The following is a 16,276-nucleotide window of genomic DNA, read 5'->3' as shown; positions in this document are numbered from 1 at the left end:
GAGATGACGTCCCCCTCCCGCCCCCCGCTCTATCTGATCGACGATGACGAGGCCGTGCTCGACTCCCTGCGCTTCATGCTGGAGAGCTGCGACGAGCGGCAGGTATTCAGCTTTGCCGATGGCGAGCGCTTTCTGGCCGAGGTCGACCTGCACCAGCCCGCCTGCCTCATCCTCGACTGCCGTATGCCGGGGCTGTCGGGCCCCGAGGTGCAGCAGCGGCTGAAGGCGGCCCAGAGCCCCATCGCCATCCTGTTCCTCACCGGCCACGGCGAGGTGCCGCTGGCAGTGGAGTCCCTCAAGCTGGGGGCGGTGGATTTCTTGCAAAAGCCGGTGCAACTGGCCCCCCTGCTCGCCGCCATCGCACGGGCCGAGCAGGCGACGCTGAGCGCGGCCACCCGTTTCGCCCATCTGGCCGCCTTTGAGCGGCTCACCCCGCGCGAGCACCAGCTGTTGCAGCTCATCGCCCGGGGCCACAAGAATCAGCAGATAGCGCAGGATCTCTGCATCTCGGTGCGCACCGTCGAGGTGTGCCGCGCCAGCCTGATGAAACGTCTCGAGGTCAATTCCCTGGCCGAACTGATGCTGTGCTATGCGGCGGTCAACGGGCAACCCTGACGCGGTCAATCCATGAGCCCCCTAACCCGGGGGCACAAAACGCGCAGAGATCACATACTTGGCGCCGCCTTGGGGGTAGAGTGCCCCTTCCCTTCATCAGGACAGACCAAGGTCCTGCGCCTTGTTTCGAGGAAACATCATGGAACTGCTTCTGCTCAGCAACGGTAAAACCACCGAACACTCCGGCCTGCTTGGCTGGGCCCGCGACCGGGTACAAACCCTGCTCGCCCGCAAACAGGTCAAGCGCATCCTGCTCATCCCCTACGCGGTGATCCGCAGCGACTGGGACGCCCGCGCCCAGGATCTCGCCGAGAGCCTGGGGGTGGAGACCATCAGCATCCACCAGTTTGACGATCCGGTGGATGCCATCCAGCAGGCGGAGGCCATCTTCATCAGCGGCGGCAACACCTGGCGCCTGAACCAGCTGCTGCACGAATACGGTCTGGTCGTCCCCATCCAGCGCGCCGTGCGCGAGCGAGGCGTACCCTATGTGGGCTGGAGCGCCGGTTGCAACGTGGCGACCCCGAGCATTCGCACCACCAACGACATGCCGGTGTGCAGCGCCGCCGTGTTGCCGGCGCTGGGCCTGTTCCCGCTGCAAATCAACCCCCACTATCTGGACGCCAGCATCAGCGGCCACATGGGGGAGACCCGGGACGAGCGCCTCGCCGAGTTCTGTGCCATCAATCCGAGCGAATCCGTGGTGGCCCTGCGTGAAGCCAGCCTGCTGCAGATTAGCGGCGAGACCATCGAATACTGGAGCGCCCGGGGCGAGGGCTTCAAGATCTTCAAGCACGGCGAGACGACCCGGGAGTATGAGGATGCCCGGCCACTGGCAGCACTGACGCCGTTTCAACCCGGCGACTGACGCCATGGCAGACGAGCCGATGTGAGCAAGCGATCGGGGGATTTGCCATGCTGTGAGGGGAAGGAAGATTCCTTGCTCCTTGTTTCTCGATGGGAGGCGACCATGACGGTACGGATCGAACACGACAGCTTCGGTGATATCGAAGTCCCGGCGGCGCGGCTGTGGGGGGCCCAGACCCAGCGCTCCCTGCACCACTTCAATATCTCGGGGGAACGCCAGCCCATGGAGATCATCCATGCCCTCGCCCGCATCAAGTCTGCCTGCGCCAGGGTGAACCACGCCCTCGGGCTGCTTCCCGCTCGCAAGGCCCAGGCCATCATGGCCGCCGCCGACGAGGTGTTGTGCGGCCTGCACGACGCCGAGTTTCCCCTGATGGTCTGGCAGACCGGCTCCGGCACCCAGACCAACATGAACCTCAACGAGGTACTGGCAAACCGCGCCAGCGAGCTGCTCGGCGGCGCCCGGGGAGAAGCGCGGCTGGTGCACCCCAACGACGAGGTAAACAAGAGCCAGTCGAGCAATGATGTCTTCCCCAGCGCCATGAACCTGGCGGCGGTCACCGCCATCACGGGCCAATTGCTGCCTGCCCTGACCACGCTCAAAAACACGCTGGCCAGCAAGGCTGCCGCCTTCGACGACCTTGTCAAGATTGGCCGCACCCACCTGCAGGACGCCACCCCCCTCACCCTGGGTCAGGAGATCTCCGGCTGGGTCGCCCAACTCGCGCAAGGGGAGCGTCACCTCGCTGCCGCCCTGCCCCATCTGTGTGAGCTGGCGCTGGGGGGCACCGCGGTCGGTACCGGTCTGAACTGCCCCCCCGGCTTCGCCGAGGCGGTGGCCCAGACCCTGGCACAGCAGACCGGCTTGCCCCTGGTGAGCGCCCCCAACAAGTTCGAGGCCCTGGCGGCGAGCGATGCCCAGGTCCATGCCCATGGCGCCCTCAAGACGCTGGCGGCCAGCCTGATGAAGATCGCCAACGACGTGCGCTGGCTGGCGAGCGGCCCCCGCAGCGGGCTCGGGGAGCTCAGCATCCCCGAGAACGAACCCGGCTCCTCCATCATGCCGGGCAAGGTCAACCCGACCCAGAGCGAGGCGCTCACCATGCTGTGCGCCCAGGTGATGGGCAACGACGTGGCCATCAACATCGGCGGCGCCAGCGGCAACTTCGAGCTCAACGTGTTCAGGCCGATGATCGCCCACAACTTCCTGCAGAGCGTGCGGCTGCTGGCGGACGGCATGAGAAGCTTCCACGACCACTGCGCCGTCGGCATCGTTGCGAACCGGGCGCGCATCGACGAGCTGCTGGCCCGTTCCCTGATGCTGGTGACGGCGCTCAACCCCCACATCGGCTATGACAAGGCGGCCGAAATCGCCAAGCGAGCCCACCATCAGGGGCTCAGCCTGCGGGAGGCAGCCATCGCCTCCGGCCACCTCAGCGCGGAGCAATTCGATGCCTGGGTGGTGCCCGCCGACATGGTGGGACGGCAGCCATGACCCAAGTTGCCTTGGGCCATCTCAGCCCCCGGGAGTCCGATGTCTGGATCGTTCCCGGCGAAATGGCGGGACGGCAGCCATAAGCCAGGTTGCCTTGGGCCATCTAAGCCTCCGGGAGTCCGATGTCTGGATCGTTCCCGGCAAGATGGCGGGACGGCAGCCATGACCCAAGTTGCCTTGGGCCAGCTCAGCCCCTAGGAGTCCGATGCCTGGGTCATTCCCGGCGAGATGGCGGGACGGCAACCATGACCCAGGTTGCCTTGGGCCAGCTCAGCCCCTAGGAGTCCGATGCCTGGGTCATTCCCGGCGAGATGGTGGGGAGGGGCAAATAAGGCTCTGAGTTGGGGGTACTGATAAACAGGAGGGGCGCCGCGGCGCCCCTTCTCATTCACAGCCAAGGGTTCAGCTCTTGCTCTCGCAGTTGAACATCCAGTGAGTGCCGAACTTGTCCACCAGCGAGCCGAAATAGGCGCCCCAGAACATCTCCTGCAACGGCATCTCCACCTGGCCGCCCTCCCCCAGGGCCGCAAACAGGCGATCGGTCTCGGCCCGGCTGTCCGGCTCCAGGTTGAGGTAGCTGTTGTTGCCCTGCACCAGGGTGAACCCCATGCTGGCGGGGGCGTCCGTGCCCATCAGCACGTGGCCGCCGAGGATGGGCAACGCCACGTGCATCACCAGGTCGCCATCCTCCTCGGACAGGGGCGGCTGACCCGGGCAGCCGGGAGACTCCTTGAACCTGTGGATGGGGCCGTTGAACTCACCGCCGAACACCTCCCGATAGAACAGGAAGGCCGCCTCCGTCTCCCGGGCAAAATTGAGATAGGTACTGACACGCGCCATGATGATCTCCTTGGTCATTGATAGCGGATTTCGCGAACAGCTATCAGCATAGAAGAGTCAGCGCCAGGGTCACCCCGACAATCAGTACACCAGTGAGTCCACAGCGGCGGTTGCACCCGTTTCCCCACGAGTACCAGCCTGATACGCAATCAAAAAAGAGCAACCCAACACAGCCACGGGTTGCACCTCATGAATCACTCAGAAAACATGTATGCAACCTATTAATATTTCAGTGAAAACCTATATTCAGCCCTGTTTTAAGGCTCGATCCTCCGAACCATTTGGCATAGGAAAATTCAACAATGTAGCCAAAACATTAAAATTTCTTGCTTGAAGGTTGCACCTGGTTGCGCCATCCTCGGTAAAATTTAACCGTCCGGTAATATTGTTACCTTCTAGACACAGGAAGTCCCATGGCCACCACCACCCTCGGCGTTAAACTCGACGAAGCGACCCGCGACCGGCTCAAGCAGGCGGCGCAGACCCTGGATCGCACCCCCCACTGGCTGATCAAGCAGGCGATCTTCACCTATCTGGAGCAGCTGGAGCGCGGCCTGACCCCGCCCGAGCACTCCGGCCTGGCCGCTGCCGCCGGGGAAGAGGCCATCGAGACCCTGACCGAGCAGGGGATCCAGGTCTTCCTCGAGTTTGCCGAGAGCATCTTGCCGCAGTCCGTGCTGCGCGCCGCCATCACCTCCGCCTATCGCCGCCCCGAGACCGAGGCCGTGCCCATGCTGCTGGAGCAGGCCCGCCTGCCCAAGGAGAAGGCCGAGGCCACCCAGAAGCTCGCCATGAGCATCGCCGAGAAGCTGCGCAACCAGAAGAGCGCCAGCGGCCGTCAGGGCCTGGTACAGGGGCTGCTGCAGGAGTTTTCCCTCTCCTCCCAGGAAGGGGTGGCCCTGATGTGCCTGGCGGAGGCGCTGCTGCGCATCCCCGACAAGGCAACCCGCGATGCCCTGATCCGTGACAAGATAAGCGGTGGCAACTGGAGCCAGCATCTGGGCCAGAGCGCCTCCCTGTTCGTCAATGCCGCCTCCTGGGGCCTGCTCATCACCGGCAAGCTGGTGGCCACCCACAACGAGGCTGGCCTCAACAGCTCACTCAAGGGGCTGATCGGCAAGGGCGGCGAGCCGCTGATCCGCAAGGGTGTGGACATGGCGATGCGCCTGATGGGGGAGCAGTTCGTCACCGGCGAGACCATAGCCGAGGCGCTGGCGAACGCGGGCTCCATGGAAAACAGGGGTTTCCGCTACTCCTACGACATGCTGGGGGAAGCGGCACTGACGGAAGAAGACGCCAAGCGTTATCTCGCCTCCTACGAGCAGGCCATCCACGCCATCGGCAAGGCCTCCCATGGCCGCGGCATCTATGAGGGCCCGGGCATCTCCATCAAACTCTCCGCCCTGCACCCGCGCTACAGCCGCGCCCAGTACGATCGCGTCATGGAGGAGCTCTATCCCACATTGCTGGGGCTGACCCAGCTCGCCAAGCAGTACGACATCGGCATCAACATCGACGCCGAGGAGGCCGATCGGCTGGAGATCTCCCTCGACCTGCTGGAAAAGCTCTGCTTCGACCCGTCTCTCGCGGACTGGAACGGCATCGGCTTCGTCATCCAGGCCTACCAGAAACGCTGCCCCTATGTGATCGACTACGTCATCGACTTGGCCAAGCGCAGCCGTCACCGCCTGATGATCCGGCTGGTGAAGGGCGCCTACTGGGACAGCGAGATCAAGCGCGCCCAGCAGGACGGCCTGGAGGGTTACCCCGTCTATACCCGCAAGCCCTACACGGATGTCTCCTATCTCGCCTGCGCCCGCAAGCTGCTGGCGGTGCCCGAGTCCATCTATCCCCAGTTCGCCACCCACAACGCCCATTCGTTGTCGGCCATCTACCAGCTGGCGGGGCAGAACTACTACCCGGGCCAGTACGAGTTCCAGTGCCTGCACGGCATGGGTGAACCGCTCTACGAACAGGTGGTCGGCAAGGTCGCCGACGGCAAGCTGGGTCGCCCCTGCCGCATCTATGCGCCGGTCGGCAGCCACGAGACCCTGCTCGCCTACCTGGTGCGCCGCCTGCTGGAGAACGGGGCCAACACCTCCTTCGTCAACCGCATCGCGGACAACAGCATCTCCCTGCAGGATCTGGTGCAGGATCCGGTACAGCAGATCGAGCAGATGGCCGCCCGTGAAGGCAGCCTGGGTCTGCCCCACCCGCGCATTCCCCTGCCCCGTGAGCTGTACGGCGAGGCTCGCCCGAACTCCGCCGGCCTGGATCTCGCGAACGAGCACCGTCTGGGATCGCTGTCCGCCGCCCTGCTCGCCAGCACCAACACCGCCTATCAGGCCCTGCCCATGCTGGGTAATGAACAGCCGGGTTGCGACATCGACGCGCCGACCCAGTTCCAGCACGTGGTCAACCCGGCGGATCACCGCGACGTCGTCGGTCAGGTGAGCGAAGCCACGGTCGAGCTGGTGGACCAGGCCCTCGCCTGCGCCCTGGCCAGCGGCCAGATCTGGCAATCCACTCCGCCGGCCGAACGGGCCGCCGTGCTGGATCGCGCCGCCGATCTGATGGAATCCGAGCTGCAACCCCTGATGGGCCTGCTGGTCCGCGAATCCGGCAAGACTTTCGCCAACGCCATCGCCGAGGTGCGCGAGGCGGTGGACTTCCTGCGCTACTACGCCGCCCAGGCGCGCAACCACTTCGCCAACGAGAGCCACAGACCGCTCGGTCCCGTTGTCTGCATCAGCCCCTGGAACTTCCCGCTGGCCATCTTCAGCGGCCAGGTCTGCGCGGCGCTCGCGGCCGGCAATACGGTGCTCGCCAAGCCTGCCGAGCAGACCCCTCTCATCGCGGCGCAGGCGGTACGCATCCTGCGTGAGGCCGGCGTCCCCGCCGGTGCGGTGCAACTGCTGCCGGGCCGGGGTGAGACCGTGGGGGCGGCGCTCATCGCGGACGAGCGAGTGCGCGGCGTCATGTTCACCGGCTCCACCGAGGTGGCGGGTATCATCTCCCGCAACCTGGCTGGTCGCCTCGACGCCCAGGGCCGCACCATTCCGCTCATCGCCGAGACCGGCGGCCAGAACGCCATGATCGTCGACTCCTCCGCTCTCACCGAACAGGTGGTGATGGACGTCATCTCCTCGGCGTTCGACAGCGCCGGTCAGCGCTGCTCCGCCCTGCGGGTGCTGTGCGTGCAGGACGACGTCGCCGAGCGGGTGATCCGTATGCTCAAGGGCGCCATGGCCGAGTACAAGGTCGGCAGCCCCGAGCACCTCTCCACCGACATCGGCCCTGTCATCGACGCCGAGGCCAAGGCCAACATAGAGCGCCACATCAAGGCCATGGGAGACAAGGGTCGCCGGGTGCACCAGATTGCCCGCACCCAAGACGGCGCCTGCAATCGCGGCACCTTCGTGCTCCCGACGCTGATCGAGCTCGACAGCCTGGATGAGCTGGGCCCAGAGGTATTCGGCCCGGTGCTACACCTGGTGCGCTACCCCCGCGCCAAGCTAGGCGAGCTGCTCGCGCAGATCAACGACAGCGGCTACGGTCTGACTCTGGGAGTCCATACCCGCATCGACGAGACCATAGCCCAGGTGGTCAACACCGCCAAGGTCGGCAACCTCTACGTCAACCGCAACATAGTGGGCGCCGTGGTCGGGGTGCAGCCGTTTGGCGGCGAAGGGCTCTCCGGCACAGGTCCCAAGGCGGGTGGCCCGCTCTACATGTACCGTCTGCTCGGGGCGCGCCCGCAGGAGGCGGTGACCAGCCAGCTTCGCCAGGAGCCGGGTGCAACCCTGCAAGCCGAGGCCGCCAAACCGGCGCTGCTGGCCTTGCGTGGCTGGGCAGGCAAGCAGGCCCCGGCACTGGTGGCCCTGTGCGATCGCTACGGCGAGCTGGCGCTGAGCGGCCTGACCCAGCTGCTGGTCGGCCCCACCGGCGAGCGCAACAGCTACAGCCTGTTGCCCCGGGAGCGTGTGCTCTGCCTGGCCGCCGACGATAAAGAAGCCAAAACGGATCTGCTGGCCCAGCTGGCGGCCTGTCTGGCCGTCGGGACAGAGGTGCTGTGGCAGGACAATGCCCAGAACCGCACCCTGCTGACCAGCCTGCCCAGCGAGGTACAGGCGCGTATCCAACTGGTTGCGGACTGGGCCAGCAGCGACATCGGATTCGATGCACTGCTGCACCACGGTGATTCGGATCAGCTGCGGGAAGTGGCCAAGCTTGCCGCCGCCCGTGCGGGTGCCATCGTCGGCGTGCACGGCCTGCACCGTGGCGAGACCGACATTCCCCTGGAGCGACTGCTGATCGAGCACGCCCTCTCGGTCAACACCGCCGCCGCCGGTGGCAACGCCAGCCTGATGACCATAGGCTAAGCGCCACGCAGTAACTGAAAACCCAGGCCCCGCTTATGCGGGGCTTGTTCTTTCGTCTACAGAACACGTGCATAAAAAAGGCCGCCCTTGTCGGGGCGGCCTTCTTGTTCTCCCTTCTCCCCTCGCGGGAGAAGAATTGGGGATGAGGGGGTTAAACGTACTCCATAAACACCCGGGAAGTGAGCTTGGTGATGAGCTCGTAAGGTTGTGCCTATCTCCTCGGCCGCCATCCCAAGTCAAAGGGTTAAACGTACTCCATAAACACTCTGGAGGTCAGCTTGGTGATCAGCTCGTAAGGAATGGTGCCAATCTCGTCGGCGACCCGCTCCACCGGCAACCCCTCGCCCCAGAGCACGGCTTCGTCACCGGCCTTGTCGGTGGCGTTAGGGCCCAAGTCCACAGTGGTCATGTCCATGGAGACGCGGCCCACCAGGGGGACGATGCGGCCATTGACCAGCACAGAGGTGCCGTTGGGTGCCATGCGCGGGTAGCCATCGCCATAGCCGATGGCAATCACCCCGAGCCGGGTATCCCGGGTCGACACCCAGTTCGCGCCATAACCCACCGGCTCGCCCGCCTTGTGATCCCGCACCGCGATGAGCTGGGTCTTCAAGGTCATCACGGGTTTAAGGTCGTAATCCGCCGCCACCGTGTTCGGGAAGGGGGAGACGCCGTAGAGGATGACGCCGGGACGCACCCAGTCGCAGTGGGAGTCAGGCCAGGCCAGGATGCCTGCCGAGTTCGCCATGGCACGCTCGCCCTTGAGGGAGGCGGTCAACTTGCTGAACAGGTCGATCTGCTCGCGGGTAGTCGCTTGTTCGAGCTCATCTGAGCGGCTGAAGTGGGTCATGATGTTGAACGGCTGCACCACGTTCTTGCAGCGGGCCAGCCGCTCGATAAAGGCGGGCATCTCCTCGGCCCGCACCCCGAGCCGGTGCATGCCGGTGTCGAGCTTGAGCCAGGCCACCACGGGGGCCGGCAACTCCGCCTGCTCCAGGGCCTCGAGCTGCTCCCAGGTATGCACCGCGGTCTGCAGGTTGTTGGCCGCCAGCACCGGCAGATCGGCGCTCGAGAAGAAGCCTTCCAGCAGCACTATGGGTTTGACCACGGCGCAGGAGCGCAGCATCAGCGCCTCCTCGATGCGAGCCACCGCATAGGCGTCCGCATCCACCAGGGTGCGGGCGACCGGCAGCAGGCCATGGCCATAGGCGTTGGCCTTGACCACCGCGATGATCTTGCAGGAAGGCGCGTGGCGCTTGACCACGGCGAGGTTGTGGCGCAGGGCCGAGGTATCGATTTGGGCAATAGCCGCTTTCATCTGTTTTCCCTTACGAGGGCATGATGGCGCACCTGCGCCAGGCACCGAGTGGTGTCATCCCTTGATAGTCATCGTCTAAGGCCGGACCGGCAGAATTGTCGAACCGGGAAAACTGTTGCTGGTATCCGGGGCATACGCGCCGAGCAGAACAACCCCTACTTAGTAATCGTCGTCAAACGCCGGGCCGGCGTAGTTGTCGAACCGGGAGAACTGACCCTGGAAGGTGAGGCGCACCCGACCTATGGGGCCGTTACGCTGCTTGCCGATGATGATCTCGGCAATCCCCTTGTCGGGACTGTCGTCGTGATACACCTCGTCACGGTAGATGAACATGATCAAATCCGCATCCTGCTCGATGGAGCCGGATTCCCGCAGATCCGAGTTGACCGGCCGCTTGTCGGCCCGCTGCTCCAGGCTTCGGTTCAGCTGGGAGAGCGCCACCACAGGACATTGCAGCTCTTTCGCCAAGGCCTTGAGGGAGCGGGAGATTTCACCGATCTCCAGGGTTCTGTTGTCAGAGAGCGCCGGTACCCGCATCAGCTGCAGGTAATCGATCATGATCATCGAGAGGCCACCGTGCTCGCGGGCGATGCGCCGCGCACGTGAGCGCACGTCGGTCGGGGTCAGGCCGGAGGCGTCATCTATGTACATCTTGCCCTTCTCGAGCAGCAGCCCCATGGTGGAGGAGAGTCGCGCCCAGTCTTCGTCGTCGAGCTGGCCGGTCCGCACCTTGGTCTGGTCGATGCGCCCCACCGAGGCGAGCATACGCATGATGATCTGCTCGGAGGGCATCTCCAGGGAGAAGATCAGCACCGGCTTGTCGGCGGTGAGCGCCGCGTGCTCGCACAGGTTCATGGCAAAGGTGGTCTTGCCCATGGAGGGACGGGCCGCGACTATGATGAGGTCCGAACGCTGCAGGCCTGCGGTCATCTTGTCGAGATCGCCATAACCGCTGGAGACCCCGGTCACGCCGTTGTGAGGAGTCTTGAACAGCTCCTCAATCTTGTCGACCGTCTGCTCCAGAATGAGCTTCAGGGGCTGCGGGCCCTCGTTGGCGCTGGAGCGCTGCTCGGCAATCTGGAACACCTTGCTCTCGGCAAGGTCCAGCAGATCGCCGGAGGTGCGACCCTGGGGCTCGTAACCCGCTTCGACTATCTCGTTGGCGACCGAGATCATCTCCCGTACCACGGCCCGCTCACGCACGATTTCGGCGTAGGCATTGATGTTGGCGGCGCTCGGGGTGTTCTTGGCGATCTCCACCAGATAGGCGAAGCCACCGGACTCCTCCAGCTGTTCGGAGCGCTCCAGCTCCTCCTGCAGGGTGATGAGATCGATGGGGTTGCCCGCATTGGAGAGGCGGGTCATGGCCTGGAAGATCAGGCGGTGGGGACGGCTGTAGAAATCCTTGTCGATCACCCGCTCGGCCACCCGATCCCAGGCCTCGTTATCCAGCATCAGGCCGCCCAGTACGGACTGCTCGGCCTCAAAAGAGTGGGGGGGAACTTTCAGCTGTTGTGTCTTGGCGTCTTTTTTCGCCGTCACTTGCTCTGCCATACACATAAAAACCGCAGCGGGAAGGGGACGGGAATTTTACAAAAGAAACCCCGCCATCGCGAGCGCTAATGCGCGCTATTCACCTCATCCGGTGGCCTGCCTGCTTTCGGATGGCCGGCTCATCGGCTCTGGGGGACCTCCTTGCCCCTCACAGCACGAGGAAGGGCCAGACCAGGGTCTGATCCTTCGCCTTGGATTTGAGCTTGTTGCGCAGCCTGCGCACCGAACGACTCGGTCGTCTGTTTCTCATGGGGATCCTCCTTGGCGCCCCCGGGAGGGGCAATCTGTTCATGAATAATTCATGCCAGACATGGTAATCATACCCGCAAGCTGCAACACAAAAAGGGACCGGCAGCCTGCCATGCGCCTCGCTGAGCTTGCACAAGCAGAGCATGCCCCCACCTACATGAGAGTGAAAGAGTCAAAATGAAAAAGATGCTGACCCTGTTTGCCGTGATCCTGGCCATTGGCCTTGGGGCACCCATCGCCGAGGCCAAGAAATTTGGTGGCGGCAAATCCTTTGGCAAGAGCTACAAGACGGCACCGGCTCAACCGGCTCCGACTGCTGCCCCCGTGAATGGCAAGAATCCGACTCTGGCCGCGGCGCCCAAGAAGAGCGGCATGATGGGTGGCCTGCTGGGCGGCCTGCTGGCCGGTGGCCTGTTCGCCTACCTGCTGGGCAGCGGCGCCTTCGAAGGCCTGCAGGGCATGGACTTCCTGCTGATCGCCTTGCTGGCACTGGGTGGCGTATTCCTGTTCCGAGCCCTGCGCAAGAACAAGGCGGCGGCGCCCCAGCCACAGACGGCCTACGCGGGCTATCAGCCTCCGTCGGCAGCACCGCAGCAGTTCGAGCAGAGCAACGGTGCCCCGCAGGCAACCGGCTTTGCCGACAGCGACGTCCCCTTCCGCCTGCCGCCAGGTTTTGACATGAACGGTTTCCTGTCCGGTGCCCGTGATCACTACCGCACCCTGCAAGAGGCCTGGAACAAGAATGATCTGGAGAAGGTACGGGAGTATGTGAGCCCGGAACTGTTCCAGCACCTCCAGGCCGAGCGCGCCGAACTGACTGGCGAGCAACACACCGAAGTGATGTATGTGGATACCCAGCTGGTGCGTGCCGACTACGGCAGCGACTGGGCCCAGGTCAGCGTACGCTTCAGCGGGCGCTACATGGACCGTCAGGAGCAGGTCGAGGAGGACATCAAGGAGGTGTGGCACCTCGAGCGCAACCTGGCCAAGGACAATGCCCCCTGGCACATCGTCGGTATTGAGCAGCTGTAAGCACGCTCGTTCGGCAAGCATGATAAAGGCGACCTCAGGGTCGCTTTTTTATTGTCATCGCACTCTTCACTGCGACTCATGGAATATTCCCCCGCCTTGCGAGGAGCCGGGAATAATCGTCATCAGCCCCTGTTGATGACCTCGAAAATAAAAAAGAGAGGCAGCCATGGCTGCCTCTCTTTTGTTATTGGCCCAGGGCCGCTGGATTATTTGCAGCCATCCATAGAGGCGGAATTAACATAGCTGACTTCACCGGACGGCTGATAATCGGCCACCAGTATGGTCTTCTTCGCCGCGATGTAATCCTTCAGCACACCGGCATCCACCAGACCGGCATTGATGGTGTCGATCTTCGGATAACCGTCACCACCGGCCGCACTGAAGCTCGGGATGGAGAAGCTGTAGCTGGCCGCCGGATCGAAGGCCTTGCCGCCCACGCTGGCGATGGTCACGCTCTTCGCCTGGCAGTCCACCGCCATGTTGATGCCACCAAACTGGGCATAGCCGCCGGTATTGATGGTCTTGGTCGCCACCTGACCGAGATAGGCCGCCAGCTCGCTGCCACTCATGGTCGCCTTGTTGACCGTGTTGCCAAATGGATGCACGGTCAGCACGTCGCGGTAGCTGATGTCGCCAGCCGCGATGGAGGCACGCACCCCGCCTGAGTTGACGATGCCAAAATCGGTGCCCAGCTTCTCGGCGGTGGCGGTGGTGATGAGGCGACCCAGGTTGGTCTGCTTGTTGCGCACGTTGGCACGCTCGCCGTCCAGCACGCCGTCGGTGGAGCCTATCACCACGCCCAGCTCCTGCTGACCCTTCTCCTGGTAGGTAAGCAGGGTATTGTAGAGCTCGGGATCCTTGGTGATCTCTTCCTGAATGAAGGCGCCGTCAGCGTCTTTCAGATTGACAGGGATGAGGTCGTACTGGGTCAGGGTCAGCTTGCCATTCTGGTAGTCAAACTGGGCGCGGCCCACATACTTGCCCCACTCGTGGGCCTGCATGATCCAGGTGCCGTTCTGCTGATCCGGCAGGCAGTCGTCACCCGGCTTGAAGTCGGCGTACTTGTCCGGCGTGCCCGGCTCCATGCAGACCGGGTTCTGGGAGTGACCGCCGATGATGGCGTCCAGGGTGCCGGCCGGCAGTGCACGCGCCATCTCCACATCCCCAGGGGCATTGCTGCCGTGCTGGCCATTTTCGTAGTGACCCATGTGGGTGATGGCCAGGACCAGGTTCGCCTCTTTGCTGTCGCGGATCTGCTTGCCGAGCTTGGCCGCTTCCGTGGTCGGATCGCGGAACTCCAGGGTCTGGACATTGTTGGGATCCACCAGTTGGGCGGTGTCTTCGGTGGTCAGGCCCAGCACGGCAACCTTGAGACCGCTCTCCAGCTTGAACACCTTGTAGGGATCGAAATAGCGCTTGCCGCTGGCCTTGTCGTAGATGTTGGCGGAGATCATGGGGAACTGGGCCCACTCACGCTGTTTCTCCAGGATGGTCAGAGGGTTGTCGAACTCGTGGTTACCCACCGCCATGGCATCGTAGCGGATGCTGTTCATGGCCATGAAGTCCGGCTCGGCATCCTGCAGATCCGACTCGGGCACCCCGGTGTTCACGTCGCCACCGGAGAGTACCAGCACCTCGCTGCCGGCCGCCTTGGCCTCGCCACGCAGGCGCTCGACCAGGGTCTTCTGGGCAGCCATGCCATATTCACCCTTGTCGTTGTGCCAGAAACGACCGTGGGTATCATTGGTGTGCAGAACGGTCAGCTTGCAGACATTTTCGGTGCAGGGGGCGACGCTGTCATTGCTTGAGATATTGCAGCCACTCAGCGCGGCGAGCACGGCCAGCGCGACACTTCCTTTGACAAATTTATAATTCATTTCCATATCACCTTGTTATTTTGTTATTGGGCAACCCGGTCTCGAGTCGGTCCGTAATATAACAAACAACATGTGACGCTTTTTCATCAGTGACTCACAAATTCCGCCAAATGTGATCACCAGCGCAACCTGTTTCCTCATATTCCCATCCCCTCCTGCCCTGTCGCGCCATTTCGCCCGCAGGGATGGCAGCCGGTCGGAGACAGTTGTGGCATACTTCCCGCCAATCGATGCCAAGGAGACTCGTGAATGGCAAAGTACGACAAGATTTCCCCCGAGACCCAGCAGGAGGCGATGAAGGTAGCCCGCGCCAACCAGAAGCCGGGGCAGACCAAGGAACAGACCCAGTTGATCGCCCAGGGAATCCAGAAGGGCATAGATGAATACAAGAAGCAGATGAAGGCGCGAGCCCGGGAGGCGAGCCGCCAGAAGAAGTTGCAGGCCAGGGCGAAGCAGCCACAACAGGGCGAGCATGAAGAAGAGAGCGAGATCGACGTGATCGAGGTCTCTCGCCAGCACCCGTTGCCATGGGTATTGCTGGTACTGAGCTGGCTGGTGTTTGGCTGTGCCTGGACCTGGCTGCGCTGATCCCTTGCTTGGCAAACCTTTGCCCTGGGATCGGCCTCACAGCCCGGGGCCGGCGCGCTGGTCATCCCTCACCCCTGCTGCTTACACTCTTCCCCCCGTTGTCTGGAGACCCCCATCATGAATCCGGCCCCCCTCTATCTGCTGGCCCCCCTTGCCCTCTTTATCGTGACCCTGGTGCTCTATCGCATCTCCCCGCTGCGAGCGGTCGCCGCCGGCAACGCCCGCTGGTTTATCCTGCCAGCATTCACCCTCTTCATCCTGCTCATCGTCATCAATGGCGCGGCAGACCCGAGCCTGCGCAGCCCCGGCTTTCACTGGCTGATGCCGGGGCTTGGCTTCGCGCTCTGCCTGTTCCCGGCGCTGCCCAAGGCGCTGGTGCCGCGCCTGGCCATCAAGGAGGGAGCCTTCGCCGCCCTCGGCCTGATGCTGATGAGCCTGGCCATGGTCTACTGATGTCGTTTACACGATCTTTTTCATGATCTGAGGGGCGCCCTGTGACGGGCGCCCCTTGTACAACCAATGGACGATAGGCATCTTGGTGACAGAGTAACCAGCCAGGAGGCCAGATGGACAATCCGCCCGATTTCATGGCGCAGTGGGATTATCAGGATCCCGCCGCCACTGCCCTGCGTTTTCGACGCCTGCTCGAAGAGGCACCGGACGACCTGCAATACGAGCTGGAGCTGCTCACCCAAATCGCCCGTACCCACTCCCTGCAGCGTCAGTTTGCACAGGCCCACCAGCTGCTCGACGAGATAGAACCCCGCCTCACCGACGCCACCCCGCGAGCACGGCTGCGCGCCTTGCTGGAACGGGGGCGGACATTCAACTCGGCAGGCGACAAGGCCAGCGCCAGGACGCTGTTCGAGCAGGGGTGGCAACTCGGGCTCAAGCTGGGGGAGACTGGGCTCGCCATAGACGCGGCCCACATGGTGGCCATCGCCGCCCCGCTGGAGGAGCAGAGCCGCTGGCATCAACTGGCGATGACCCTGGCCGAACGCAGTGCCGACGATAAGGTGCGCGGCTGGCTGCCCAGCCTCTACAACAATCAGGGCTGGACCCTGTTCGAGCTGGGACGCTTCGATGAAGCCAGAGCCTGCCAGCAAAAATGCCTGGCCTGGCACCAGCAGCACAACAATCAGGCCAAGGCCTTTATCGCCCGCTGGAGCCTGGCACGGCTGAGCCGGGCCCAGGGATTGCACGAACAGGCGATGGCCGAGCTGAGCCAGCTGAAAGCCGACATGGCCGAGGCCAGCGCGCCGGAAGATGGCTACCTGTTCGAGGAACTGGGGGAGAACGGCCTGATGCTGGACGATCCGGCCGCCCCCGAATACTTCGCCCGCGCCTGGTTCCTGCTCTCGCTGGATGGTTGGCTACAGGCCAACGAGACGGAGCGGTTGGCCAGACTCAAGCGCCTAGCCAAGCTCTGATGGCGGGCCGCAAAAAGAGCGGGCGGCTC

12 protein-coding genes are annotated in these 16,276 nt (G+C 63.6%); 8 read left to right on the top strand and 4 right to left on the bottom strand.

Features of this window, described 5'->3' with window-relative positions; translation table 11 throughout:
* Positions 1-3: 3 nt before the first annotated feature.
* The 3 genes from KW824_RS09850 (at position 4) to fumC (ending at position 2,977) form a co-directional block, all read left to right on the top strand.
* On the top strand, positions 4-615 hold the full coding sequence (locus KW824_RS09850) for a response regulator transcription factor (RefSeq protein WP_218409678.1): 612 nt from the start codon (positions 4-6) through the stop codon (positions 613-615).
* A 139-nt stretch (positions 616-754) separates the two neighbouring features.
* Complete coding sequence (gene pepE, locus KW824_RS09845; protein WP_218409677.1) at positions 755-1,483, top strand: dipeptidase PepE; 729 nt, start codon at positions 755-757, stop codon at positions 1,481-1,483.
* A gap of 102 nt (positions 1,484-1,585) precedes the next feature.
* Positions 1,586-2,977 carry a class II fumarate hydratase gene (gene fumC / locus KW824_RS09840; RefSeq protein ID WP_218409676.1) on the top strand — a complete coding sequence of 464 codons (1,392 nt, stop codon included), beginning with the start codon at positions 1,586-1,588 and terminating at the stop codon, positions 2,975-2,977.
* 402 nt (positions 2,978-3,379) lie between these two features.
* On the opposite strand, the gene KW824_RS09835 is transcribed toward fumC, so the two are convergent.
* Positions 3,380-3,817 (bottom strand): VOC family protein, encoded by a 438-nt coding sequence (locus tag KW824_RS09835; RefSeq protein ID WP_042649058.1) that lies wholly within the window; start codon positions 3,815-3,817, stop codon positions 3,380-3,382.
* A gap of 413 nt (positions 3,818-4,230) precedes the next feature.
* On the opposite strand from KW824_RS09835, the gene putA reads away from it, so the two are divergent.
* Entirely contained in the window at positions 4,231-8,199 is a 3,969-nt protein-coding gene (putA, locus tag KW824_RS09830) for a trifunctional transcriptional regulator/proline dehydrogenase/L-glutamate gamma-semialdehyde dehydrogenase (RefSeq protein WP_218409675.1), read from the top strand.
* A gap of 244 nt (positions 8,200-8,443) precedes the next feature.
* On the opposite strand, the gene alr is transcribed toward putA, so the two are convergent.
* Entirely contained in the window at positions 8,444-9,517 is a 1,074-nt protein-coding gene (alr, locus tag KW824_RS09825; RefSeq protein WP_218409674.1) for an alanine racemase, read from the bottom strand.
* 159 nt (positions 9,518-9,676) lie between these two features.
* Positions 9,677-11,071: a replicative DNA helicase gene (gene dnaB / locus KW824_RS09820; RefSeq protein ID WP_005330482.1), complete on the bottom strand. Its 1,395-nt coding sequence runs from the start codon at positions 11,069-11,071 to the stop codon at positions 9,677-9,679.
* 426 nt (positions 11,072-11,497) lie between these two features.
* Between dnaB and KW824_RS09815 the strand changes: the two genes are divergently transcribed.
* Entirely contained in the window at positions 11,498-12,352 is an 855-nt protein-coding gene (locus KW824_RS09815) for a Tim44 domain-containing protein (protein WP_005330485.1), read from the top strand.
* A gap of 206 nt (positions 12,353-12,558) precedes the next feature.
* On the opposite strand, the gene ushA is transcribed toward KW824_RS09815, so the two are convergent.
* Positions 12,559-14,229 carry a bifunctional UDP-sugar hydrolase/5'-nucleotidase UshA gene (ushA, locus tag KW824_RS09810; RefSeq protein WP_218409673.1) on the bottom strand — a complete coding sequence of 557 codons (1,671 nt, stop codon included), beginning with the start codon at positions 14,227-14,229 and terminating at the stop codon, positions 12,559-12,561.
* A gap of 249 nt (positions 14,230-14,478) precedes the next feature.
* On the opposite strand from ushA, the gene KW824_RS09805 reads away from it, so the two are divergent.
* From KW824_RS09805 to KW824_RS09795, 3 genes are all read left to right on the top strand, one after another.
* Entirely contained in the window at positions 14,479-14,817 is a 339-nt protein-coding gene (locus KW824_RS09805) for a DUF2956 domain-containing protein (protein ID WP_218409672.1), read from the top strand.
* Between the two features lie 117 nt (positions 14,818-14,934).
* Complete coding sequence (locus KW824_RS09800) at positions 14,935-15,270, top strand: hypothetical protein (RefSeq protein ID WP_005330490.1); 336 nt, start codon at positions 14,935-14,937, stop codon at positions 15,268-15,270.
* A gap of 113 nt (positions 15,271-15,383) precedes the next feature.
* Positions 15,384-16,247 (top strand): tetratricopeptide repeat protein, encoded by an 864-nt coding sequence (locus KW824_RS09795; protein ID WP_218409671.1) that lies wholly within the window; start codon positions 15,384-15,386, stop codon positions 16,245-16,247.
* Positions 16,248-16,276: the final 29 nt, after the last annotated feature.

This window comes from Aeromonas sp. sif0611 (assembly GCF_019218845.1).
In the GTDB taxonomy this organism is placed as follows: Bacteria; Pseudomonadota; Gammaproteobacteria; order Enterobacterales; family Aeromonadaceae; genus Aeromonas; species Aeromonas media.
The sequence above is the reverse complement of the archived record's forward strand: the minus strand, read 5'-3'. Positions and strand labels throughout refer to the sequence as shown.